Genomic DNA, 23,067 nt, shown 5'->3' on the forward strand with positions numbered 1-23,067 from the left:
CGCGGACTTGGGCGGGAAAGTAAACGTAGCCTAAGCTTCGAATGCCTTGTACTCGAAGGTGTGTAGCGCGTCGCCCCAGCTGATCGAACACCCGGAGTTCTGTAGTGACATCGATGGACACGTCTGCCCTGAGACTTTCAGTGGTCATCTGTTGCTTTGCGGATGAACGGCTCTCCGGACTGATCGGGGCCATCGACGCCGCCACCGTGCAGTTGATGCCGGATGATGAGGTCATTGTTGTCGTCGATCACAACAGCGGGCTGCATGCGGAGTTGACGAAGCGATACGACTCCACACCCGGCTCCACACCCCGGGTCGTGGAGAACGCCGGCCCGCAGGGGTTGTCGGGCGCCCGGAACACCGGCGCCGCACTGGCCGACGGCGAGGTGATCGTCTTCCTCGACGACGATGCCCGACTGCGCGCGGGTTCGCTGGCCGCGGCCCGCCAGGCCTTCGCCGCACCGGACGTCGTGTGCATCGGCGGCCGGGTGGTCGCGGATTGGGAGTCCGGCCGGCCGGGCTGGTTCCCCGACGAGTTCGGCTGGGTTGTCGGCTGCGATTACCGGGGCCTGCCGGCCGATGGCGGATCGATCCGTAATCCGATCGGTGCGGCGATGGCGGTCCGCAGGGCAGCACTGACCGCGGCCGGCGGATTCAGCAACCGGCTCGGGCGGGTCGGCGCGGTGCCGGCCGGGTGCGAAGAGACCTTGATGGGCATCGAACTGCAGCGGCAGGATCCGGCCGCCCGGATCATCCGCCACGAGGGCCTGGTCGTCGACCATCTGGTGACCGCCCGACGGAGCACGGTGCGCTACTTCTTGTCCCGCTGCCTGCATGAGGGGCGTTCGAAGGCCGTGCTCGCCTCGATGGTGGGCTCGGGACGCGGCCTTGCCTCCGAGCGCTCCTACGTCCTGCGGACCCTGTCCTCGGGGATGTGGAATCAGTTCAGGGCCGTGCTCGGCGGAGATGTTCACGGCTTGGCCCGGGCCCTGATGATGGTCGTCGGGTTGATTGTCACCGCAGCCGCGACGCTGACGTCCTCGCTGGTGGCCAAGATCGGCGCTGTCGGGACCGAACCCGAAGGGCGCCACGATGTTCCGACCGCCGCGCTGGGCCCCGACGAACTGGTGACCGTGGTGATCCCCACCGTCGGACGCGAATCGCTGCGGCGGACCGTGTCGGCGCTGCTCGATCAGGATCACGACCGGATCGAGATCCTGGTCGTCAACAACCGGCCGGGTCGATCCGACGTGGCGGCACTGCTCGCCGATGTCGCCGATCCCCGGATCCGGATCGTCGACGAAGCGGTACCCGGCGTGTCCGCGGCCCGTAACCGGGGCACCGAGGCCGCCGCCGGTCGGGTGGTGGCGTTCACCGACGACGACGCACTGCCCGATCCCGGGTGGGTGGGGTCGATCCTGGAGAGCTTCCGGGCCGACCCGACCGGGCGGGTGGGTGCGGTCACCGGCCGGGTTCTGTCGACGGAGTCCCCGACCCAGCTGCAGAGCTGGTTCGAGGAGGCGGGCGTCTTCGACAAGGGTCCAGAGCCGGTGGTGTGGGCGCTGCGCCACGATCCGGAGCTCGATGTCCTCGGCGACTTCGGCCCCCACAACATCTTCTTTCCCTACACCGCCGGTGAATGCGGCAGCGGCAACAACATGGCGTTCCGCCCCGAGGCCCTCAAGCTGATCAACGGCTTCGATCTGCGCCTGGGAACCGGTACACCGGCCCGCGGGGGTGAGGACCTCGACGCGTTCCGCTCACTGCTCCTGCAGGGTGGTGTCATCGCCTACAACCCGAAAGCTGTTGTCTACCATTACCACCGGGACAACATCCCGGATCTTCGTGATCAGAGTTACGGATACGGGACCGGCATGGCGGCGTCGCTGACAAAGCTGGCGCTGAGCCGTTCGGGCCCGGCGATCCTGATCCGGATCCCAGTGGGTCTGCACCGGTTGCTGGCGCCGAACTCGGTGAAGAACAAGGACGTCCCGGCCGAATGGCCGTTGCAGTTACGGCTGATCGAGGTGTGGGGATATCTGACCGGTCCGGTGCTGTTCGTACGCAGTCATTTCCGTCATCGCAAAGCCGGCCGTCAACGATGACCGCGCAGCTCGACCGACCCGCATCCCGGCAACCGGGACCGGGTCCGGCAGACGCGTCGTCGACCGTGCAGGTCCGGTATCCGTGGAATCCCCGGCGGGGCCTGCAGTCGGCCGCCGCCCTGGCGCTGGTTCTGTTGCTGCAGAACCTACTGGTCGCCACCTCTTCCGAGGACGTGATCCCGGCGCCCGTCCGGATGCTGCTGGTGCTGGTGGGCATGGGTGTGCTGCCCGGATTACCCGTGATCACGATGCTCCGGATCCCGGCGCGCTCGATCTCGATCGCGTTGGTGATCGGTGTCTCCTTCGCGGTGAACATCCTGGTGTCGCAGGCGCTCATGGTGGCGCAGTGGTGGAATCCGCTCTGGACCCAATTCGGCCTGGTCGCCGGTGGTCTCGCGTTGTGCGTCGTGGCCGGTGCGGTGGTCCCGCGCGATGCGGCAAGTGTGAACAATCGGATCTTCGCCCCGACATCGTGGTCACGCCGTCGATGGGGACACCTGGCCGCACTGGCGGTCTCGTCCGGCCTGTTCGTGCTGGCGGCTGTGCGCACCGACATCGACGAGGCCGGACATTTCGGGATCATCAGCGCCATCAGTCCCGCCTTCGTCGTCGGACTGGCGGTTTTGGCCGCAAGTCTGGCCTCGTCGCTGCTGGCCCGGCGGATCGACCATCTGACGATGGCGCTGGGCACCGTGCTGCTCATCGGCTACAACACGATGCTGGTGGGCGCGGCGACCGGACAGACCTCGGTACCCACGGCTTTTGTGCACAGCGGTTTCATCGACGTGATCGTCGCCGGTGGCGAGTTACCGCAACAGGTGGATGCGCGGTTCAGCTGGGCCGGAATGTTCTCGGCGTCAGCCCATCTGGTGGAGGTGGCCGGGACCGCGGGGGTCGAAGGACTACTCGTCTGGGCTCCGTTGGTCACTGGCGCCCTGTTCATGGTCCCGCTCTATGCCATCGCGATCCTCATCACCGGGCGGGTTCGTCTGGCCTGGACGGCGGTGGTCCTCTACCAGCTCTTCAACTGGTATCAGCAGGATTACTTTGCACCGCAGTCGATTGCGATGTTCTTCTACGGCACCGTGGTGGCGACCCTGCTCTGGCAACTGCGCTGCGCGCCGCTGCCTGCGCTGGGCCGACCCGGTCTGCGCGCCGGTCGGGCGATCGTGCGCCGCACCCCGGGTCGGGTACCGGGATTCGGCCCGCTCCGGACGGCGGCCGTCGGTGGGGTGCTGCTGGTCTTGATCACCGCGAACACGGTCACCCATCAGATCACGCCGATCCTGCTGATCGTTGCGCTCGCCTGGTTCTCGCTGCTCGGAGCCACCCGGTACCGAACCCTTTGGCTGGCTGCGGGTTTGATCTTCGCCGCCTGGTTCAGCTACGGGGCCTCGGATTTTTGGCTCGGCCACCTGCAGTCCCTGTTCGATGAGATCGGACAGGTGGGGAACTCGGTCAATCGCGGTGTCGGCCAGCGACTGAGCGGCGATCCGACGTACAAGCAGATGCAATATCTGCGCATCGGTGCCTCGGGATTGTTCGTGTTGGTCGCGTTCGCCGGGTGGTTGTGCTTCCGCCGCAAGCGGACCTGGCTGGTCGGTGGCGCCCTCTGTGGTTCCCCGTTCTTGCTGGTCGCGTTGCAGAGCTATGGCGGCGAGATGCTGATCCGCTGTTTCCTGCTGGCCTCGCCGGTGCTGGCGCCGTTCGCGGCGATGGCGATCGCGGTGGTGTTCGGCCGGGTACGAGCCCTGACGTGGTTCGGTTCCCTGCGCAGGCCCGGAATCGTCGGGGTGATCGCAGCCGCGGCACTGTTGTTGGTGTTCGGATTGATCGGGACGACCAATCGCGGGCTGAACACCGCATTCGAGGCCTCGACCGACGAGGACGTCTCGGTGACACACGCCTTCATCTCCGAGGTCGGGGACAACGCCACGGTCATGTCGTGGAGCTACGCGCCACATACCGTCGGCGTCCGCCGCACCCTGGATCCGGCCGGACCGAAACTCGGTTTCATCGACAGCTTCCCGTGCCTGAACAACCTTTCGGGATGTGCGCTCGAGCGCAACCCCGACTACATCTACGTCACCGAGCAGGGCAAGGGAATGTTGGAGTTGCAGTACGGATTCGACGAGGCCGAATTGGATCGTCAGATCACGATGATGTTGGACAGCGGACGATTCGTCGAAGATGTGCGTGACGGCAGTGTGCTGATCATGCGGAATGTCGATGCCCCGGAGGTCGGTACCAGATGAGTGCGGTGATCTGTTTTGTCGTTGCCGGAGTCCTGATCATTGCCGGTGTGGTTCTGCGGGAGCTCGAGGTGCCCGCGTTCGGGTCGATCGGTCGCGGTAAGCGTGGCCGGTTGCTGAGCGCGGCGATCACCGTGGCGGCCGTCGGCGCTGCGGCTTTCACACTCCAGCGGTTGATCGTGATGGCACTGTGAGGCCACTGCGTCGCGGGTGGCGCCGGCTCGGAACGCTTGCGGTGGCCGCGCTCATGGTGGCCGGTTGTGCGAGCGATGTCAGCAGCGATGTACCCGATGCGGACACCGTGTTGGCAGACGGGACCGCAGCGGGCGCCGACGGGGCATCGGATTCGTGTGTGGCACAGGACCCTCCGGGCGGACTGGGAGTTCCGGACCGGGACGAGAAAGGGTGGATCCTGCGGTTCACCGACGACTTCAATCGGTGTGAGCTGGGCGAGAACTGGAGCACCTACACGGGCCAACCCGGTGGGAATCCGAACAGCCGCTGGGACGATTCGATGGTCGCACTGGGGAATGGGGTGCTTGACCTCAAGGCCGCGCAGCAGTCCGACGGATGGGTCACCGGCGGTGTCTCGAACTATCCGGTGACTCAGCTCTACGGGCGGTGGCTGGTTCGGATGCGGGCCGACCCGAGTGCCGACATCTCGTATCACATGCTGTTGTGGCCACAGAACGAAACCTGGCCTCCCGAAATCGATTTCGCTGAGAGCGTCAGTGGTGACCGGTCGGAGATGTCGGCGTTCCTGCACTGGGTCGGCGCCGACGGTGAGAACGCGAAGACCAATGCCGAGATCAACGGGGACTTCTCGCAGTGGCATACCGTGGGCGTCGAATGGGGGCCGGGCATCATCCGTTACCTGCTCGACGGAAAGGTCTGGGCGCAGGCCGATTCCGAGATCATGGTTCCGGACATCCCGATGTGGCTGGCATTGCAGGCCGAGGCCGGTGCCTGTGAGCGCCGCATCGACTGGGCCATGGCGCCGTGTACCGGTGTCGGTGACCTGCACCCCGACGAGCTGTCGGTCGAGATCGACTGGGTGGCGGTCTATGAAGCCGATCTGCCGACGCTCGAGACGATGTATGGGCAAGGCGAGTTCGATCGGGAGTCGACCACCGCCGAGTTGACCGAACGCTGAGCACCGGGTCGCAACTGCGAACCCGGATTCCTCAGGCCTCCGACACCGACTGTCGGACCCGGCGGATCGCGAGGGCCAGTGGAATGATCACCAGCAGAGCGGTGGTCACTTCGGCGGTGATGAAGGCGTACGCCAGTCCGCGGAGTCCGTCGACATCCACCCAGGCAACGCCGAGCCCGAGCATGAGCGCTGCGTTGACGCACTGGGCGGCCACGGCATAACGAAGCCTGCCGAGCAGTCGGGAGATGGCCGAGTAGGCATATCCGAACAGTGCCGGCACGATGCCGAGTGCGGCCAACTGGAGCAGCGGACCACCGAACTCGCGGTACTGCGGGCCGACGAGTGAGAGCAGTGCCGGGCCGGCGAGGCCGAGGAACGCTGCGCCGCCCCCGCCGACGATTCCCATGATCAGCAGGAAGCGCCGGGTCAGTCGGTAGGCATTTGCCGAATCGGCGGCCGCGGCAGCGATATACGGGCCCATCAGGATCGTCAGCAGCACCACCAGCGCGGTCACCAGCGACCACGCGATCGCGAAGTAGGCGTTGAGTTCGGTACCGAGGTGGGCGACGACGATCAGTGGCAGCAGTAACGGCGCCAGCGCGCCGACGACATAGAGCAGGTACGTTCCGGCCAGGTAGCCGCCGAGCTCCCTTGTCGGGGGGAGGGTTTCGCCACCGGCCAACGCGGGTTCCGTGCGGATCCGGCGGATCACCACCACGCCGAGGACCGCCGACAGCACAACCGCCGGGCCAACCCAGGTCCAGACGATCGTCGCCCGCGTGGCCACCGCGGCGCAGGCCAGCACGAGCACGCATTTGATGACCGCGTGGGAGATGTTCTTCTGAGCCGCCCAGGTGCCCCGCCGCAGGCCGACAGCGGTGTGATCGAGGAGTGCGAATACCGAGAAGGACACGACCACAACCGGGAACAGGGCCCGGTCGAGCCACCCGGTGAACAGACTGTCGGTGGGTCCGATCCAGAGAAAGCCGACAGCGAGCAGCGCGCCGACGACGGCGCCGGTCACGAATCCGGTCCGGACCAGCGCCGGGAGTTTGCGCCCGGCCACGGGAACGAACCGCTCGAACAATGCGCCGAAGGACAGGTTCCCGAAGGCCGACAGCATCGTCGCGGTGGTGATGATCGCCGCGGCGGCACCGACTTCTCGGGCCGGGTACATCCGTCCGATCAGGGCCCAGTACACCAGGCCCAGGACCCCGGTGACCGCTGCAGAGATCGCGAGCGCCAGCGAGTTCCGGCCCAGACCCGGCTCATCGGACCGATCCGCCTCGACCCGATCCGCTTTGATGCCGAGCGCGGTCGGGGCGGGTTCGGAGGTTGTCACACGGGCGAATTGGTGACCACCGGGGTGGTCGACACACTGGTGACCGAGGCCGCCACCGACTTGGGACGTGCGCGCCAGTGCTTCCATTCCTGGTTGATGGTCCGCAGGACCCGCATGCCGTCGCTGTAGGCGTTGAGGTTGCTACGTCCGTGCAGGCGGGGGCCCTCGAAGCTGCCGACCTCGGTGATGGCGAGATCGCAGGTGGCCAGGCGGACGTTGATCACGGTCTCGATCTCGAAGCCGTCGCCCCACTGGGCGCGTTGGTATTCGACGGGCGCGAGCTCGAGCGCCACCGCATGCCGGGCCCAGAATGCGTTGTAGCCGTAGCAGAGATCGGTGAACTCGGTCTTGAAGATGAGATTGACCAGACCGTTGAGACCCTTGTTGCCGATCCGGCGGAGCGTGGTGATGTCGGTGCTGCCACCGGCCCCGACGAACCGGCTGCCCTTGGCCAGGTCGGCCCCTGCCACGAGTGCTTCGACGAACAGCGGGATCTCAGCGGGGTCGGTGGACCCATCGGCGTCGATGGTGACGATGATGTCGCCCGTCGAAGCGGCAATACCGCAGGCCAGCGCGTTGCCCTTACCCTTGCGGGTCTGGGTGATGAATGTGGCCTCCGGCCAGAGCTTTTCGGCGACGGCGACGGTGTCGTCGGCGGAATTGCCGTCGACGAACACGATCTGGTCGACGCCTTCGGGCATCCGTGAAGCCACGTAGGGAAGATTCTTCGCCTCGTTCATGGCCGGGATGATCACCGATACCGTTGGGCGTGAGGGATTCTGGTCGCCGTCGGGCGTCGGCGGCAGTGTTGCCGGTGGATGACCCACGTCGCTATTCGGGGTTGAAACGTACACCGCTGGCCACTCCGCTCTAATGATTACTTAAGGTTTACATTAGAAGGCAGGCAAGCCTAAGCAAAGTCCGCATAGTCTATTGTGTCGAGCGTCACACTGTTTGTGATCTTCTGTCGCAACCATCTCGAACCAGGAGCAATTTCGTGCGTACCCAGGTGGCCATCGTCGGTTCCGGCCCGGCCGGTTTGACCCTTGCCAAATTGCTCGAGCTACAGGGTGTCGACTGCGTAGTTCTGGAGCAGCGCGGCCGTGACTACATCGAACAGCGCACGCGTGCAGGAATTCTGGAACAGCCGACCGTCGATCTGATGGTCGACATCGGTCTGGCGGACCGCATCCTGGCCGAGGGCATCAAACACGCCGGCTTCTACCTCACCTTCGATCAGACCACTCACCACCTCGATTTCAACGCGTTGGTCGGCGGCCACGCCACCGTCTACGCCCAGCAGGAGCTCGTCAAGGATCTCGTCGCCGATCGCGTGGGTAGGGGCCTGCCACTGTTGTTCGACGCCGATGTGACGGCGATCGACAACCGTGTCGACGGGGCGCGGGTGACGGTCCGGCAGGCGGGCAGAACGTTCGAGGTGGACGCAGATTTCGTCGCCTGTTGCGATGGTTTTCACGGTGTCGGCCGTGAGGCGATCCCGGCGGCCGATCGGGTCGAGATCGAACAGACCTACCCGGTGGCGTGGTTGGGGATCCTCGCGCGCACAACGCCGGTCACGCCCGAGGGGATGTACTGCGCGCACGAGAACGGGTTGTCCGTCCACAGTATGCGTGGCGCGCGGATCACCCGGCAGTATCTCCAGGTCCCCGCCGGCACCGACCTGGCGGACTGGTCCGATGACCGGATCTGGGACGAACTGGCCATCCGTAGTGCCGGTGCCGGTGGACTCGAACGCGGTGAGATCTTCGACCGCTCGATCGCGCCGTTGCGCAGTTATGTCAACGAGACGATGCAGCACCGGCGGGTCTTCCTGCTCGGCGACGCCGCGCATATCGTGCCGCCCACCGGCGCAAAGGGTCTCAACCTGGCGGTATCGGACGCAACGGTCCTCGCCCACGCACTGGCCGCCCACTTTCTCGGTGGAGAGCGCCGGTGGCTGGACGACTACTCGGCAACCTGCCTGCCGAGAATCTGGCAGGCCCAGCTGTTTTCGGCCACGCTGACGACCACCCTGCACACACTCACCGATGACCCGTTGCAGTGGCGGCTCAATCGCGCCCGACTGCAGAGCTGGGTCTCCTCAGAAGCGCAGCAGCGGGCCCTGGGCGAGGTCTACCTGGGTCTTCCGTTCCCGGTCGGCTGGCAGTACGCGCGGAACTAGTCGAACTCCGCAATGCCCGGTGGGGCCTGGAGGGAGATCCCGAACCGGTTGGCGAAGGTTGCGCACACCGCATCGTCGGAGACGGTGCTCCGGTCTCGCTCGCCGGTGGCCAGATCCGTTCGGGTCAGCACGAATTGCTCGCCCGGGCCCCGCGACATCGTGATCCGGTGGGTGTCGTCGGTGATCGAGCAGATGATCGACCCGGTGAACCGGGATGCCGGACTGGTGCTGTGCCAGCGCGCGATATCGGCGAAGTCGGTCGGCCGGTGGGCCATACCGTCGGTGCGATAGCGGCCGGTGGCGGTCCGGACGTCGATGGGCCGGCCGATCTGATCGGCGGAGATGGGCATCAGTACCGACGATCCACCGAAACCGGTGTCCACCAGCCAATGCCGGTTGTCGCGGGTGGCGATCACGGCCACATGTGCCAGCGCAGGTCCGAACTCGCCGGAATCACGTGCGACGGCCGCTCCGACCAGATGAACGGTGAACCCCAGGTCTTGCAGGGCGCGGGCGAGCAGGCCGTTGACCTCGTAACAGATGCCTCCGCGTTTGTCGCCGAGAATCTTTCGCGTGATCGCGAGCGGGTCGACGTCGACGATCTGCCCGGCATGGATCATCAGATTCTCGAACGGGACGGTTGCCGACTGGGCCCGGACAACTCGTTCGAGAACGAGCTGATCGTCAAGATCAGGATCGAAGACGTCCGCGCGGCTCAGTCCGATCCGGTTGAGATACGCATCGACAAAGGCCAGATCAGAGCCATCAACACCGGATGGCCGATGCTCGGCCGGCCGCCTGTCAGATCGGTCACCCAGCGTTCGCATATTGACAAAGCTTACCCTAAGCTAAGCAGAGCTCCCCGCCGAAGAAGTGCGGTCGGCGCATGATTGGAGATCCGATGTCCGACGATTCGCGATACTTCCGTGGTTGCCGCGGCGGCAAAAGCGTGCGGCTGTCCCGTATCTCGAACATCGCCACCGGTCATGCACTCATCGTGCCGATGGATCACTCGGTGACGATCGGCCCACTCGGCTCGGTCGACCGCGTCGCGAATGTGCTGCAGTCCATCGCCCGGGCCGGTGCCGACGCGGTGGTCCTGCACCGCGGACGCGCGACGCAGGCCGACGCCGGAGCATTCGCCCGGATGGGCTTGATCGTGCACCTCTCGGCAGGCACCAACCGCAGTCTGGACACCGATGCAAAAGTCATGGTGGGCGGTGTCGAGGACGCACTGCGGGTCGGCGCCGACGCGGTCAGCATCCACGTGAACATCGGATCGACCACCGAACATCGTCAGCTCGAAGACTTCTGGGCCGTGTCCCGTGAATGCGAGATCCTCGGTGTTCCGTTGCTGGCCATGATGTACAGCCGTGGCCCACTGCGGCCTGCCGGTGCGGAAGACGCGGATGAAGTGGCCCACCTCGCGGCCATCGCCACCGACCTCGGCGCGGATCTGGTGAAGGTCAACTACACCGGCGACCCCGAGTCGATGCGCACGGTGGTCGACAGCTGCCCGATACCCATTTATGTCGCCGGCGGGAGCCGGGAAGGCAGCGACGACGACGCCGTGTCGCTCGGGGCCGAGATCATGAGTGGCGGGGTGGCCGGACTGAGCTTCGGCCGCAATATCTTTGCGGCCACCAACCCGTACGCGGTGACCGCGCAGCTGGCCCAGATCGTCCACGGCGCCCGTGGTGAGGCCGAGCGCGAGGCGTTCGGGCATCCGGCCCCGGCCCTGGAATCCGCCTGAGGCGAGCCTTTCTGCTGCCGGGCGATACCCGGCCTGTGACAAATGCTTGAGAACGAGTTGAGGAAGACCATGGAAAACACAATCGTCACCGACCACATCATCCCGGCTGCCGGGGCGGGCACCGACGGACGGCGCACCCCGGAAAGCCGGGCCGGACACTTCGCCTGGGTCGACGTCCGCGATGTCGCTCCCGGTTTGAGCGCCGCCATTGTGCAGGCCGCCATCCACCAGGGTGTCGATGGCATCGTCAGCGATCGGATCGATGTCCTCGAGGCGCTGCCCCCGACGATGCGTCGTATTCTCGCCACGTCGCAGGCCTTTTCGGACGACGACGACCTCAGCTCGGTCGACCTGCTGATCGCCACCGACCGCGATGTGCTGGCGTCGGTGCCGGAGACCGCGAAGCTCGAGCTCGGCATTCATGTCACGGTGTCGGACGCGCCTTCGCTGCAGACCGCGTGCGAGGTCGTCCGCGAGGTGCCCTGGACCGCACTGACATTCACCGATCCGACCAAGATCCCGCTGGAGATCGTGATCGCCGCGGCCGAGAACTCGGGTAACCACATCGTCACCACGGTCAGCGACATCGAAGACGCCGAGATCGTCAAACTGGTTCTCGAACACGGCTCGGACGGTCTGCTCCTCGCGCCCCGTAGCGCCGACGACGTGCTGAAGCTGGCCGCCATCGTTCGTCCGCAGTCCGAGAGCATGCAGCTCTCGGAGATCGTTGTCGAGCGCGTGGAGCACATCGGCATGGGCGATCGTGCCTGCATCGACACCACATCGCTGCTGGAGAAGGACGAAGGCTGCCTGATCGGATCCTTCTCCACCGGACTCTTCCTGTCCTGCAGCGAGACCCACCCGCTGCCGTACATGCCCACCCGCCCGTTCCGCTGGAACGCCGGCGCGGTCCACTCGTACGTTCTCGGACCCGACAACCGCACCCGGTACGTCAGCGAGCTGCAGGCCGGGTTCCCGATCCTGGCCGTACGGTCGGACGGTTCGGTCCGTGAGGTCCGGATCGGGAGGGTCAAGATCGAGAAGCGACCGCTGATCTCCATCACCGCGATCGCACCGAACGGTGCCACCATGAACCTGATCGCACAGGATGATTGGCATGTGCGACTCCTCGGGCCCGGTGGCAGCGTCAACAACGTGACCGAGCTCAAGCCCGGTGACAAGCTGCTCGGCTACGTGCCGACCGAGGCCCGTCACGTCGGCCTGCCGATCACAGAATTCTGCGACGAGCGGTGACCGAGGGGCCATCCGCCCCGAACATCCTGTGGTACATCGGGGCAGTTGACGGCGAAGTGCCCTGGGATCCGAGGCACGGCCGGCCGGCGTCTTTCGATGAGCTGCGCGCCCAGGCGCAGAATCTCGACGATCTCGGCTACTTCGGCGCGCTGACCACGGCGCGTGAGCCGATCGCGTTGATCGGCGACACCAAGCATTTGCGGTTCGTGGTGCCGGAGTACCCGGGCATCAAACCGCCTGCCCTGCTCGCCGAGCAGGCGCAGGTCTTCGACAGCTATTCCGGTGGCCGGCTGATCTTCAATCAGGTCAACGGAGCCGACCCGGTCCTTGCGCGGTACGGACGCTTCGAATCGAAAGACGAGCGTTACGAACTCTCCAAAGAGTATTGGCGACAGGTCAAGTCGCTCTATCTCGACGACACCGAGGGCCACGACGGCCCGTTCCTGAAATATGGCCCGCGCTTCAAACCGCCGATCGCGGGTGATCGCCAGCGCACGGGCGTGCCGGTGTGGGGGACCGGTGCCTCGGCGGCCGGCATCGACCACGCTGCCGCCGTGCTGGACGTCTATCTGTCGTTCCTCGGTCCGATCGAGACCACCGCGGAGCTGTTCGGCCGGGTCCGGCAGGCGGCTGGTGCCGCAGGCAAGGAACTGCAGTTCGGTGTACTGACCAGTGTCATCGTGCGCGAGACCGAGAAGGAGGCCTGGGACCACTTCGAGTGGCAGCTGGCCAACACGTCACCGCAGGCGGTGCTGGCAACCGCCGACCGAAACCTCCAGAGCTTCGGTTTCCCGCCGCTGGCTGAGCTCACCTCACCGGATCCGCAGGTGCAGAGCAGAATCGACGCGCTTCGCGCCGGCCGGTTGCCCAGCCGCGACGAACTCGAGTTCGCGCCGAACATGGCAGCCGGGCTGACCACCTGGACCGGCGCCGAACCCCCTTTTGACATCGCGGGCAAGGGGACCGGCACCTACCTGGTCGGGAGCGCCGAGAATGTGGCGGCCCGGATGCAGGAGATGGCCCGGATCGCCGGCATCGACTACTGGTTGCTGTCCGGATGGCCGCTGGTGGGTGAGGCGGCGATCACCGCCGAACTCCTGTTCCCGCAGTTGGGTTTCGAGTTCCCGCCGGCGCTCTCGGGTAGGTCGCGGACCGGCAGCCCGAGATGACCCGCGAAGCAGATCTGCGCGGCACCGGTGTGCCGGACCGCTTCGAGGAGATCGCGGCGCGCCACGGAAATTCGATCGCGGTGGTGTGTGGCGGTACATCGCTGACCTACCGCGACCTGCAGGCGCAGGTTGCGGACCGGGGTGCGGCGTTGGCCGCGGCCACCGGCGGTGACCGCACGCCGGTGGCCCTGGAGATGGAATGCACGGCAGGTGCGATCGCCTCGGTCATGGCCGTCTTCCGGTCCGGACGCCCGTTGATCCTGCTCGATCAACAACTGCCCGAGGAGCGTCGCGCGCAGATCGTGGCGCGGACCGGCGCGACGCGCCTGTCCGCCCGAGACGTGAGCGAACTTGTCTCGGCACCGACGCATGAACTGCCGAGTCTGGGTGAGGAGGACTGTGCGGTACTGCTCTTCACCTCTGGCTCGACCGGGGAACCGAAGGGTGTCCGGCACAGTCACCGGCTCTGGCTCAACCAGGCCTCCGAGCTGGCCGAGGTTCTCGGTCTGCGGGCCGGGGACCGGATGGCGGCAATCCTGCCGATGAGTTTCGGCGGTGGCCTCGACATGCTGGTCACCGCGCTGCTGTGTGGTGCCGAGCTCCACGTGACCGATCCACGTGTGTCCGGTATCGACGCGTTGCCGGCGTGGCTCGCGGCCACCCGGCCCACCTCCTTGCACGCCACACCCTCTCTGCTCCGCGCCGCAGTGGAGGCTTGTGTGGGCGGTGAGCTGATGGATCTGCGACTGGTCACCACATGTGGAGAGGCCGTGCACGGCAGCCAGATCCGGGAGCTGCGACGCAAACTCGGGCCGTCCGCGAGCTACTGCAATCTGTCGGGTTCCTCGGAGACCGGAAACCTGGCTTTCAACATGATCTCCGCCGCCGACGAGATCCCTTTGGGAAACCTGCCCGCCGGCCGGGTGTCCGACCGTAAGACCGTGCACCTCCTCGACGAGGCGGGTCGACCGGTCCCGGCCGGCGAGATCGGTTCGATCGTTGTCGAGTCGGTGTACATCGCCTCCGGTTACCACTGCGACGCCGCCGGGGTCGTATTGGGCGATCACAAGGCTTTTGGTGTGACCGACGCCGGTATCCCGTTGTTCCGGATGGGGGATCTGGGCCGGTTCGGTCCGGACGGCGAACTCCATCTGGTCGGTCGCCGCGATGATGCGCTGAAGATCCGTGGCTACCTGGTGGAACCCGCCGAGGTCACCTCCGCACTGCTTGACCTTCCCGGGATCGACGATGCGGTGACGATGGGCGTCCGGCCCGGCGGAACCACGATGCTGGTCGCGTTTGTCGCTGTCGGCCCGAACGGCCCGGATGCCACGACCATCCGAAACGAGCTGCGCACGACGTTGCCCGATTGGATGGTGCCCACCCAGGTGGTGGTCCTGCCGGCGCTGCCCCGCAACGAGCGCGGCAAGGTCGACCGCAGCGCGCTGGCCGGATCGGTGACCCGGCCGTCGTACGAAATGCCGCAGAGCGCAACCGAAACCGCGCTTGCTGCCCTGTGGACCGAGATCCTCGGGTTGGAAGCAGTGGGGCGGGACGACGACTTCATCGCCCTCGGTGGGGATTCGCTGCAGGTGCAGCAGATGTTGGCGCAGGTGACCGTCACCTTCGGCGCCGGCCTGTCGACCACAGATCTGATGCTGCAACCGACGATTCGGGCTTTGGCCGCTCACATCGACAACACCGGTCGGCAACGATTCTCGCGTCGTCCGGGGGTGATGGTGCCGTTGCAGAACGGTGGCGGCCGGCAACAGGTTTTCATGTTCTCCGGCGCCGGATCCCCGGCGATGTCGATGGCCCCGCTGGCTCGCGCGCTGGGTGCGGATCGGCCCGTCCACGGCCTGCAGGCGCACGGTCTGGAACGACGTGGATTCCCCGACTGGACGATCTCTCGGGCCGCCCGCCGCAGTCTCCGGGAGATCCGGAAGGTCCAGAAGACCGGCCCCTACGCCTTTGTCGGACACTCGCTGGGCGGATTGATCGCGATGGAGACCGCGCGTCTGCTCGAAGAGCAGGGTGAAACCGTCTCGGCTGTCGTCTGTCTCGACACCATCCTGACCGGACCGCTGTCGGCGGGTGGGCCGACGCTGTGGACTGCCGATGATCATCCCACCGGCCCGGCTGCCACCGTGGCCCCGGTGGACAAGAAGAAGCTCTGGCGGACCCGGGCCATGCTGGTCACCGCCGGTCTGTGGCGCTATCCGACCCAGACCCAATGGGATCTGTTCCATGACTTGGGCCGACGGGTGGCGCTCATGCATCGCCTTCGGCCGTGGGAGGGGCCACTTCACCTGGTCATGGCGCAGGACAACCCCGACGATCCCGACTGGTGGCCGGCGGTGGCACCCTCGCTGCGGTCGATCACCCGCGTCGAGGGCGACCACAACGGGATTCTGCAGCCACCCCATGTCAGCTGGACCGCAGAGATCGTTCAGGGCGTGCTGGACGAGGTGCATCCGTGACCACCCGGGCCGCTGTTCTGATCCTGGAACACCAACAGCCGCAACGACTGGCCACACTGCTCCGATCACTCGAGCATCCCGACATCGATGTCTACGTCCACATCGATGCGCGGGTCTCGCGGGCGCCCTTCGAGGTCCTCGCACCACCCGGACCTCAGCTGACCTATCTCGGCGAGGACGACCGTGGTCCGGTGTCGTGGGGTGATCTCAGTCTGGTCGATGCGAGCCTGGCGACGCTGCGCGTGGCACTCGCCTCGGAGCGGCACTACGGCCGCTATGCACTGCTCTCCGGTGCCGACCTGCGGATCGCACCCCTGGACGAGATTCTCGCCGGCTGGTCGAGTGCCGCCGAGTTCCTGAGGATCGACCGTGCGCTGACCGGCCCTGATCGACGACCGAATTGGCGAGTGCGGCGTCGCCACTTCCGGCGGGACACCGGACTCATCGGCCGGGTGTTGTCCGGACGACTTCCCCGGGCCGTCGACGAGACGATCGACCTGTATCAGGGTTCGCAATGGTGGGCGCTGACCGAGGGCGCCGCGCGGCACGTGTGCGAGTTCATCGACCGCCATCCCGGCTGGCTCCGCTTCCACCGGCACAGCTTCGGGCCGGACGAGATCGTCGTACAGTCCATCATCGCGAATTCGCCGTATGCGCAGGCGATCACACAGAACTTCGCGGACGCGGGTCCCGACACCGACCCGCGGCTCCACGGCATGCACTACATCGACTGGTCGGATCCGACGGCGTCGAGCCCCCGGGTGCTGTCGATCGGGGATCAGATGGATCTCCGGGAGTCCCCGGCGTTCTTCGCCCGCAAGATCGGTCCCGATTCGGCGGAACTGGTTGCGGCGTTCGGGCGGGACCTGTCCGGGCGATGAGCAAACACAGGCGCAAGGGCGGTTCGGCCCTCGAGTCCAACGCGTTGGCACTGATGCTCTCGTCGGTGGTCACCGGTGTTCTCGGATTGGTCTATTGGGCGGCCGCCGAACGTTTCTTCCCCACCGAAGACGTGGGCCGGGCCGCGGCGGTCATCAACTCCGCGATCATGCTGGCCGCCTTGTCATGTCTGTCCCTGGGTGGGGCCTACCAGCGTTTCCTGCCGGTGGCCGGGCGCCTGTCGGCTCGCCTCATCATCGCCGGGATCGGTGTGGTGTCGGTGGCCGGACTTGTACTGGGAGCGGGGTTTGCGTTCTTCGGGCCGTCGGTCGACCGGCTGTTCCACTCCACCACCGAACAGGTGGCCTTTCCGCTTCTGGTGACCGCGCTTGCGGTGTACGCCCTGTCGGATCCGATCCTCACCGGACTCCGGATGGCGTGGGGTGTGGCGGCCAAGAACATCGCGCTGTCGGTCCTGAAGATCGTTGCGGTACTGGTGGTTGCCGGGTCCGGCGGTGCCATCATCCTGGTCGGGTCGTGGGGTGTGCTGGCGGTGGCCGTGACCATCGCAGCGATCGGCTACGCACTGCGCCGCACCATCATCACCCGCCGGGACATCACGCCCGAACTGCCGCCGGTCAGGGAGCTGTGGGCGTTTCAGGGTGTCTTCTTCGCCATGTCGGTGGTGCTGATCCTGACCCCACTGACGTTGCCGTTGATCGTCGTCAACACGATGGGCGCCGCCGACAACGCGTATTTCAACCTGGCCTGGACGATGTGCTCGGCGTTGGGGCTGCTGCGGGGTGCGGTCGGATCGTCGTTCATCGTCGAGGCCTCACGCTCCGATTCCGACCGGCCTGCACTGCTGCGCAGGCTGATCCGGATGATGGTGGTCGTCACGTCGGTTTCTGCTGTCGGTCTGGCGGTGTGCGGACCGATCGTCCTGGCAGTGGTCGGCGCGGATTACGTCTCGGCGGCCTGGCAGCTGGTCCTGGTGATGGCCGTCGACACGGTGGTCGGCTCGGTGGTCGTCGTCTACTTCCTGCTGGCGCAGATCGTGCGGCGACTACGGCTGATGTTCGCGGTTCAGTGCCTCATCGTGCTGATCACCATTGTCGGAGCCTCGATCCTGGTACCGCAGATGGGCTTGACCGGTATCGGCGTGGCGGTCTTGACCGCCAACACTGTGGCCCTGCTGATTCTCCTTCGCCCCTTGCGCCGGTTGGCGATCGAGTTCAAGACGCGGTCGTCAGAACCGGATGTCACCGTTGCCGCGGTGCCCGATCAGGCGTTGGCCGGGCTCAGGGCGGCTGACACCGTCGACTCGTAGACCTTCCGGCCGACGAACCGGAAGGTTTCCAGACCCGGCGCCCGCGCTGCAGTGGCGACGGCGGGCCGGACCGCCCGGGTGAACGCCTTGACCGCGGCGATGGGGCGCGGACCGGACGGCCGCGGTGACCAGAGCAGAGCTGCCAGAACATCATCGGGCAGCGGCCGCCGGTTTTGTGCGGCGGCATGTTCGCGGGCGATCCGCAGGTGATTGCGCCGTTGCTGCTCCGAATGCATCGAACTGACCTGCGAGGGGTGAATCCGGTAGCGGTACCCCATGATCGGAAGATTGCGCAGACGGCCGTGGGCCGAGAGTTCGACGATCATCCGGTAATCCTCGGCATGAGCATATTCGGGCCGAAAGCGGATCCGGTTCCGTTCGAGGACGTCCCGACGGATCATCAGGGATGCGCCGCAGTGGCAGGTGGCGATCAGTAGTCGCTGCCGGCATGCCTTGTCGCCGGCCGGCATTCGAACGCGACCGGTCATCGCACCGAACATCTCGTAGTCGGTGCCGCACGCGACCAGCCCGGGATCGTCGTTCATGGCGGTCACCTGGGCGCGCAGACGTCCCGGTGGCATCAGGTCGTCGGCGTCCATGCGCGCGACGTAGGTGCCGCGGGCATGGTCCAGACCGGTGTTGAGTGCGCCGACCAGCCCGGTGTTCTCCTGGTGGATCACCCGCAGGCGCGGATCGTCGACAGCGGCCAGCCGCTGTGCGGTGTCGTCCGTGGATCCATCGTCCACGACCAACAATTCGAAGTCGGAGAAGTCTTGGCGCAGGATCGTTTCGAGTGCCTCGCCGACGTGCTCGCCGACGTTGTAGGCGGGGACCAGGACCGTCACGAGCGGGATTCGTGGGTTTGTCACCGGTACCTCAGGATCGCGGAGTAGAGCCCGGGCGCGGTCTTGACGAGGACGGCAAAGACGGCTTCGCGGAGGAATCCGGTGCGCAACAACGCCGGCACCTCGGACAGTCGGATCGATGTCCGCACGCGGGCGATCGCAGTGTCGTACAGGGCCGGTCGCGGCGTCATGGACTGGTCGGCGCGCATCGCGACATGAGCGACCGAGGTGAGGATCTCGCGGTACCGGAAGCCCCGGAGGTCGGGTTGCCAGGCCGTGTCGAGGTCGTGGGCGGCCACTTCCGTCAGCACGTCATCGCCCACCTTGAACAGGTCAAAGGTGTGCGTACTGAAGTGCGTTGAGATCGACCCCGGTCGGTAGAGGTACCAATAGAGCGGCTCGTCGATGAGGGCCACCCGGTCGGCGCGCAACCCGAGGCGTACCAGCGGTGCGAAGTCCTCGTAACTCTGACCCTCTTCCCAGGGCCGACTGCCGAGTATCTCCCGCCGAAAAATCTTGTTGCAGGCGTAGGCTTTTGCGCCACCCTTGATCAAAAGGTGCGCGAAATCCCGACCGGACATCCGTGGGGTGCCGTAGAGGGGTTCGTCCACCCCGAGGTCGTTGTTGTCCTCGTCCACCCGCCGCGTCCGGGTGCAGGCGAAATCGGCGTCGTGGTTCACGAGCGCGGTGACGAGCAGCTCGATGAAGTCGGGGTCGGCTCGGTCGTCGCTGTCGAGAAACCAGATCAGGTCGCCGGTGGCCGCTTCCAGACCGGAGTTCCGGGCGTAACCGAGCCCACGGTTCTCCGTGTGCGCGACCACGATGTGCGGGGCGCCGCGTGCGGTGAGGTGATCGCAGGCGAAGGCGATCGAGTCGTCCTGACCGCAATCATCCACCAGCACAATCTGATCAGCCTTGCGGGTCTGCGCGAGCAAGGAGTCGAGGCAGGCTGCGAGGTAAGCGCGACTGTTGTAGATCGGGATGACCACACTGACCGTGGCGGGGGTGGTGCGCACCGAGAGGAACTCCTGTGACCAGCGGATGTGAGGTGACCCTAACAATACGACATCGGAGCATCCCGCACCAATTCCACCCCCGTCACCACCAATTCACGGGCACCGGTTTCCATCGAACAACGGGACGAAATCGAATGCAGCGGGATAAACTTCGGCACAGACGTTCCAAATGTTGTGTTGGTTCAACAGAAATCGATGTCGATTAGAAATCGAGGAATTGTGCCCGGCTTCCGCAGTTATGGACTTCGCACCAGGACGATTGTTCTCGCAACAATTGTTTTCACCCTGGCCGCGGTTGTTCCGGGTCTGGTGACCTCACCGGTTTCGGCCGCGGCCGTCGGCTACGTCAAGGCGGTCGGTGGCCGGTGCCTCGACAACGCGAACTCGGCGACCGCCAACAACAATCCCGTGGTCCTCTGGTCGTGTCACGGGGCTGCGAACCAGACCTGGACACAGGAAGATGACGGAACCGTGCGCACGCAGGGCAAGTGCCTGCAACCGCAGGGCGGGACCATCGCATCGGGGCGGACGGCGACCATCGCGACGTGTACGGGCAGCGCAGCCCAGCGCTGGACCCGCGACGGGTCGACCATCCGGGTCGGGACGTTGTGCCTGGAGAACACGGGAAACCGGAACGTCGACAACAACCCGGTGCGCGTGGCCTCCTGCTCCGGGGCCCAGGCGCAGCAGTGGGATCTGGTGGGGGCGCCCTCGACGCCGCCGACGACAACCAACCCGCCGGTGCCGACCCCGCCGCCGACCACGCCCCCGCCGACCACGCCCCCGGTCACCTCGCCGTCAGGCCAGGCGGTGCCGAAGACGAACCTGCCGGGCTGGCGCAACATCTTCTGGGACGACTTCACGAAGAATGCCGCGGTGGGGTCGTGGGGCAGCGAATGCGACGCGAACAAGATCGTCTACACCGGCGCCCAAGGACAGCGGTGGCGGGCATATCCGAAGTGTTATCGCGATTCCTACAACGCGCGGCCCTACCGGTCGGACGCGGTGCTCAGCGTGAAGAATGGGGCACTGAATTTCAATCTCCACAATGTCGACGGGGTTCCCGCCGGAGCCAATCCGTCACCGGTTCTGGTCGGTGACAGCCAGAATCAGTTGTACGGACGCTATTCGGCAAGAATGAAGGTCGACAGCCCGAATCTGAGCCAGTATTACGTCGCCTGGTTGTTGTGGCCACAATCGGAAGTGTGGCCCCGGGATGGCGAATTCGATTTCCCGGAGGGGGAATTGAGCGGGACTCCCAAGGGCTACCACCACTACGCCGGGGCCGCGGCCTGCCCGGCCTGCCAGGAGGCAGCGACCAACCTGCCGGCACGGTTCACCGACTGGCACACCTACACGATCGAGTGGAGTCCCGGACGGATCCGGTTCCTGCTCGATGGCGCGGTGGTACTCGACAGTCCGCGGAACGTGGCGGACACGCCGATGCGGTGGCAACTGCAGACCGAGACGAAGGGGACCGGTCCGGCATCGGGCAATCTGCTGGTCGACTGGGTCTCCGTGTGGGCGTACGCGCCGTAGCCGGTCCGCCTAGGTGTGATTGCGGAGCAGCGCAATGGTGTCGCCGACGGCGAGATTCAGCGCCGCTGCCACCGATTGCGGTTCGTACACGGTGTCGTAGAAGGTTGCCGTGAACGTCATGTCGCCGTCCGCCATCGCCGAGGTCACGGTGATCGACGTGGCCGCCGCGGGGTCGCTGGCGACGAGGAACTGGGCCGGGGCGGTGTCGTCCCAGGGGATCGCGGCGGTTCGCGGAACAGTGTTCAGGCTCGAATAGAGCAGGGACACACGATGTTCGGCGGCATCTGCTGACGAAGGAATCGGGCGGGTTCGTCCGGCCCGGCGACCCGCCCTGACCTTGAGGCTCGACACCACGAGGTTGGCGACCGGCCGGCCGATGGTGAACGCTTCGGTGATCGCGGCCTGTAGCGATTGCGGAGTGACCCCGGGGCCGCAGTCGAAATCGAGGCCGGCCGCGAAGTTGGCGAGGGTGTGCGTGTTCTTCGGCAGATAGACCCGCGCATCAAAGGGAAGCGTCACCCGATCGGTGGGTTCGATACCGGCCTTCTCGAATGCCGCGCGCAACGCGAACACGATCAACGCCACCACGGAGACGCCCGGCTGATGCTCGTCCCGCCACGCTCGGAGCCCCTGCACGCTCCCGGCCGGGATACGGGCGATCGCAGTGGCCGGGATGACCTCGCCGGACTGCGGCAGGACGTGGGCGGTATCGCCCTGATGTGAGGTGAGAGGTGGCGCCAGGTCGCGGTTGCGACGGTACCAGGCAGCCATCCGGAACAGACGGAGCGGGTTGGCGTAGGTGCGCGCGGTCGCGGTGAGGAGCGGTGGCAGTGCCGTGCGGCGCCACAGATCGGGAGCCTGCGGGTCGACGCCGGCGAGGATGACCTCGATGAACCGGGACAACAGGGCGATGTCGCCGACGCCGTGGTTGTAGTCGATCAGCAGGTACTGGCCGGCGACTCCGACGCGGGTGCGCGTGATGCCGGGCTCGCGGAAGGAGGTCAGCAGGGCCTGGGGATCGTCCGAGGGCGGGAGGACGACAACCCGGTCCGCGACCTCTGTCGAGCACTTCCAGCGGTTGTCCGAGGTCGCCCAGAGGCCGACCCGGGCAGCCGGCCCGACGCGGGCAAGCCGGGTGTACCGGTCGAGCACAACTTGTGGGTCCAGGCCTGCGATGGGGCCGATGGCTATCGTGGATCGACTGCTGCAATGCATCAGATCCAGTGCCGATGCGCGCGCGGTCGATACCTGTTCCATGGTTCGCTAAGGGTACCCATAGAACGCCCGGGAGGGTGGGCCCGGACCAGCAAATCAGGCGAACTGAACAGCGGATTTCTGTCCGGGTGGGCAATCGTGTTAACGTCTCATAGTCCTTTTCGGAGAGATCCGAGAGGGGCAGCCACGGGCGAGTGGCGGAATGGCAGACGCGCTGGCTTCAGGTGCCAGTGTCCTTCGGGACGTGGGGGTTCAAGTCCCCCTTCGCCCACAAAGAGCAGTTCAGCTCACATGCGGGACCAAGGTCAGGTTGCAGAAATGCAGCCTGACCTTTCTTGTATGTGGACGACGCCACAACGTGGGGGGATCGGCTTCCCTGGACGCTCTTCGCAGTCCTGGCAGTCGACCAGCGGAATGACGTGCCATCAGCGGCGCGTGATTGTGTGTTCCGGGTCAATTGCGGTTCGGGGTCAGAGGCGCTGCGAGCACCGGTTACGCGACCGTACGGCGTCGCTGGACGGAATGGCCAGTATCGCCCTGGTGGGCTCGTCTC

The 23,067-nt window shown here is 66.1% G+C and carries 18 protein-coding genes and 1 tRNA gene; 13 read left to right on the plus strand and 6 right to left on the minus strand.

Annotation, left to right across the window (positions count from 1 at the left end):
- Window positions 1-113: 113 nt before the first annotated feature.
- The 4 genes from AC51GT_RS10370 to AC51GT_RS10385 are packed head-to-tail and all read left to right on the plus strand — an operon-like array spanning window position 114 to window position 5,510.
- Window positions 114-2,105: a glycosyltransferase gene (locus tag AC51GT_RS10370; protein ID WP_496328693.1), complete on the plus strand. Its 1,992-nt coding sequence runs from the start codon at window positions 114-116 to the stop codon at window positions 2,103-2,105.
- A complete protein-coding gene (locus AC51GT_RS10375; RefSeq protein WP_496328694.1) occupies window positions 2,102-4,360 on the plus strand; it encodes a hypothetical protein in 2,259 nt (752 codons plus the stop codon). The genes AC51GT_RS10370 and AC51GT_RS10375 overlap by 4 nt, the downstream gene beginning before the upstream one ends.
- On the plus strand, window positions 4,357-4,551 hold the full coding sequence (locus tag AC51GT_RS10380; RefSeq protein WP_496324413.1) for a hypothetical protein: 195 nt from the start codon (window positions 4,357-4,359) through the stop codon (window positions 4,549-4,551). Before AC51GT_RS10375 ends, AC51GT_RS10380 begins: the two co-directional genes overlap by 4 nt.
- Window positions 4,548-5,510, plus strand: coding sequence for a glycoside hydrolase family 16 protein (locus AC51GT_RS10385; protein ID WP_496328695.1), 963 nt, complete (start codon window positions 4,548-4,550; stop codon window positions 5,508-5,510). Before AC51GT_RS10380 ends, AC51GT_RS10385 begins: the two co-directional genes overlap by 4 nt.
- A gap of 31 nt (window positions 5,511-5,541) precedes the next feature.
- Here the strand turns inward: AC51GT_RS10385 and AC51GT_RS10390 are convergent, their stop codons facing one another.
- The gene (locus tag AC51GT_RS10390; protein ID WP_496328696.1) at window positions 5,542-6,852 is read right to left on the minus strand and encodes a lipopolysaccharide biosynthesis protein; all 1,311 of its coding nucleotides are present in this window, start codon (window positions 6,850-6,852) and stop codon (window positions 5,542-5,544) included.
- Window positions 6,849-7,679, minus strand: a complete 831-nt coding sequence (locus AC51GT_RS10395; protein WP_496324627.1) for a glycosyltransferase family 2 protein — start codon at window positions 7,677-7,679, stop codon at window positions 6,849-6,851. Before AC51GT_RS10395 ends, AC51GT_RS10390 begins: the two co-directional genes overlap by 4 nt.
- Before the next feature lie 170 nt (window positions 7,680-7,849).
- On the opposite strand from AC51GT_RS10395, the gene AC51GT_RS10400 reads away from it, so the two are divergent.
- Window positions 7,850-9,034: a 4-hydroxybenzoate 3-monooxygenase gene (locus tag AC51GT_RS10400; RefSeq protein WP_496328697.1), complete on the plus strand. Its 1,185-nt coding sequence runs from the start codon at window positions 7,850-7,852 to the stop codon at window positions 9,032-9,034.
- Here AC51GT_RS10400 and AC51GT_RS10405 read toward each other — a convergent pair.
- Entirely contained in the window at window positions 9,031-9,861 is an 831-nt protein-coding gene (locus AC51GT_RS10405; protein WP_496328698.1) for an arylamine N-acetyltransferase family protein, read from the minus strand. The genes AC51GT_RS10400 and AC51GT_RS10405 overlap by 4 nt on opposite strands.
- 74 nt (window positions 9,862-9,935) lie before the next feature.
- Between AC51GT_RS10405 and AC51GT_RS10410 the strand changes: the two genes are divergently transcribed.
- The 6 genes from AC51GT_RS10410 (at window position 9,936) to AC51GT_RS10435 (ending at window position 17,899) form a co-directional block, all read left to right on the plus strand.
- Window positions 9,936-10,787 (plus strand): 2-amino-3,7-dideoxy-D-threo-hept-6-ulosonate synthase, encoded by an 852-nt coding sequence (locus AC51GT_RS10410; protein ID WP_496324418.1) that lies wholly within the window; start codon window positions 9,936-9,938, stop codon window positions 10,785-10,787.
- 69 nt (window positions 10,788-10,856) lie between these two features.
- Entirely contained in the window at window positions 10,857-12,041 is a 1,185-nt protein-coding gene (locus tag AC51GT_RS10415) for a 3-dehydroquinate synthase II family protein (protein WP_496328699.1), read from the plus strand.
- Entirely contained in the window at window positions 12,038-13,210 is a 1,173-nt protein-coding gene (locus AC51GT_RS10420) for an LLM class flavin-dependent oxidoreductase (RefSeq protein ID WP_496328700.1), read from the plus strand. Before AC51GT_RS10415 ends, AC51GT_RS10420 begins: the two co-directional genes overlap by 4 nt.
- Window positions 13,207-15,690 (plus strand): alpha/beta fold hydrolase, encoded by a 2,484-nt coding sequence (locus tag AC51GT_RS10425; RefSeq protein WP_496328701.1) that lies wholly within the window; start codon window positions 13,207-13,209, stop codon window positions 15,688-15,690. Before AC51GT_RS10420 ends, AC51GT_RS10425 begins: the two co-directional genes overlap by 4 nt.
- Window positions 15,687-16,571: a beta-1,6-N-acetylglucosaminyltransferase gene (locus AC51GT_RS10430; protein ID WP_496328702.1), complete on the plus strand. Its 885-nt coding sequence runs from the start codon at window positions 15,687-15,689 to the stop codon at window positions 16,569-16,571. Before AC51GT_RS10425 ends, AC51GT_RS10430 begins: the two co-directional genes overlap by 4 nt.
- Window positions 16,568-17,899: a lipopolysaccharide biosynthesis protein gene (locus tag AC51GT_RS10435; RefSeq protein WP_496328703.1), complete on the plus strand. Its 1,332-nt coding sequence runs from the start codon at window positions 16,568-16,570 to the stop codon at window positions 17,897-17,899. The genes AC51GT_RS10430 and AC51GT_RS10435 overlap by 4 nt, the downstream gene beginning before the upstream one ends.
- On the opposite strand, the gene AC51GT_RS10440 is transcribed toward AC51GT_RS10435, so the two are convergent.
- Window positions 17,854-18,768 (minus strand): glycosyltransferase family 2 protein, encoded by a 915-nt coding sequence (locus AC51GT_RS10440; RefSeq protein ID WP_496328704.1) that lies wholly within the window; start codon window positions 18,766-18,768, stop codon window positions 17,854-17,856. The genes AC51GT_RS10435 and AC51GT_RS10440 overlap by 46 nt on opposite strands.
- Window positions 18,765-19,760, minus strand: coding sequence for a glycosyltransferase family 2 protein (locus AC51GT_RS10445; protein WP_496328705.1), 996 nt, complete (start codon window positions 19,758-19,760; stop codon window positions 18,765-18,767). The genes AC51GT_RS10440 and AC51GT_RS10445 overlap by 4 nt, the downstream gene beginning before the upstream one ends.
- Window positions 19,761-19,955: 195 nt before the next feature.
- On the opposite strand from AC51GT_RS10445, the gene AC51GT_RS10450 reads away from it, so the two are divergent.
- On the plus strand, window positions 19,956-21,299 hold the full coding sequence (locus AC51GT_RS10450) for a ricin-type beta-trefoil lectin domain protein (protein WP_496328706.1): 1,344 nt from the start codon (window positions 19,956-19,958) through the stop codon (window positions 21,297-21,299).
- A 9-nt stretch (window positions 21,300-21,308) separates the two neighbouring features.
- Here the strand turns inward: AC51GT_RS10450 and AC51GT_RS10455 are convergent, their stop codons facing one another.
- Window positions 21,309-22,556, minus strand: a complete 1,248-nt coding sequence (locus AC51GT_RS10455; protein ID WP_496328707.1) for a hypothetical protein — start codon at window positions 22,554-22,556, stop codon at window positions 21,309-21,311.
- A 146-nt stretch (window positions 22,557-22,702) separates the two neighbouring features.
- On the opposite strand from AC51GT_RS10455, the gene AC51GT_RS10460 reads away from it, so the two are divergent.
- Window positions 22,703-22,785: transfer RNA gene (locus tag AC51GT_RS10460), tRNA-Leu, on the plus strand.
- Window positions 22,786-23,067: the final 282 nt, after the last annotated feature.

This window comes from Williamsia sp. z34 (assembly GCF_059553395.1).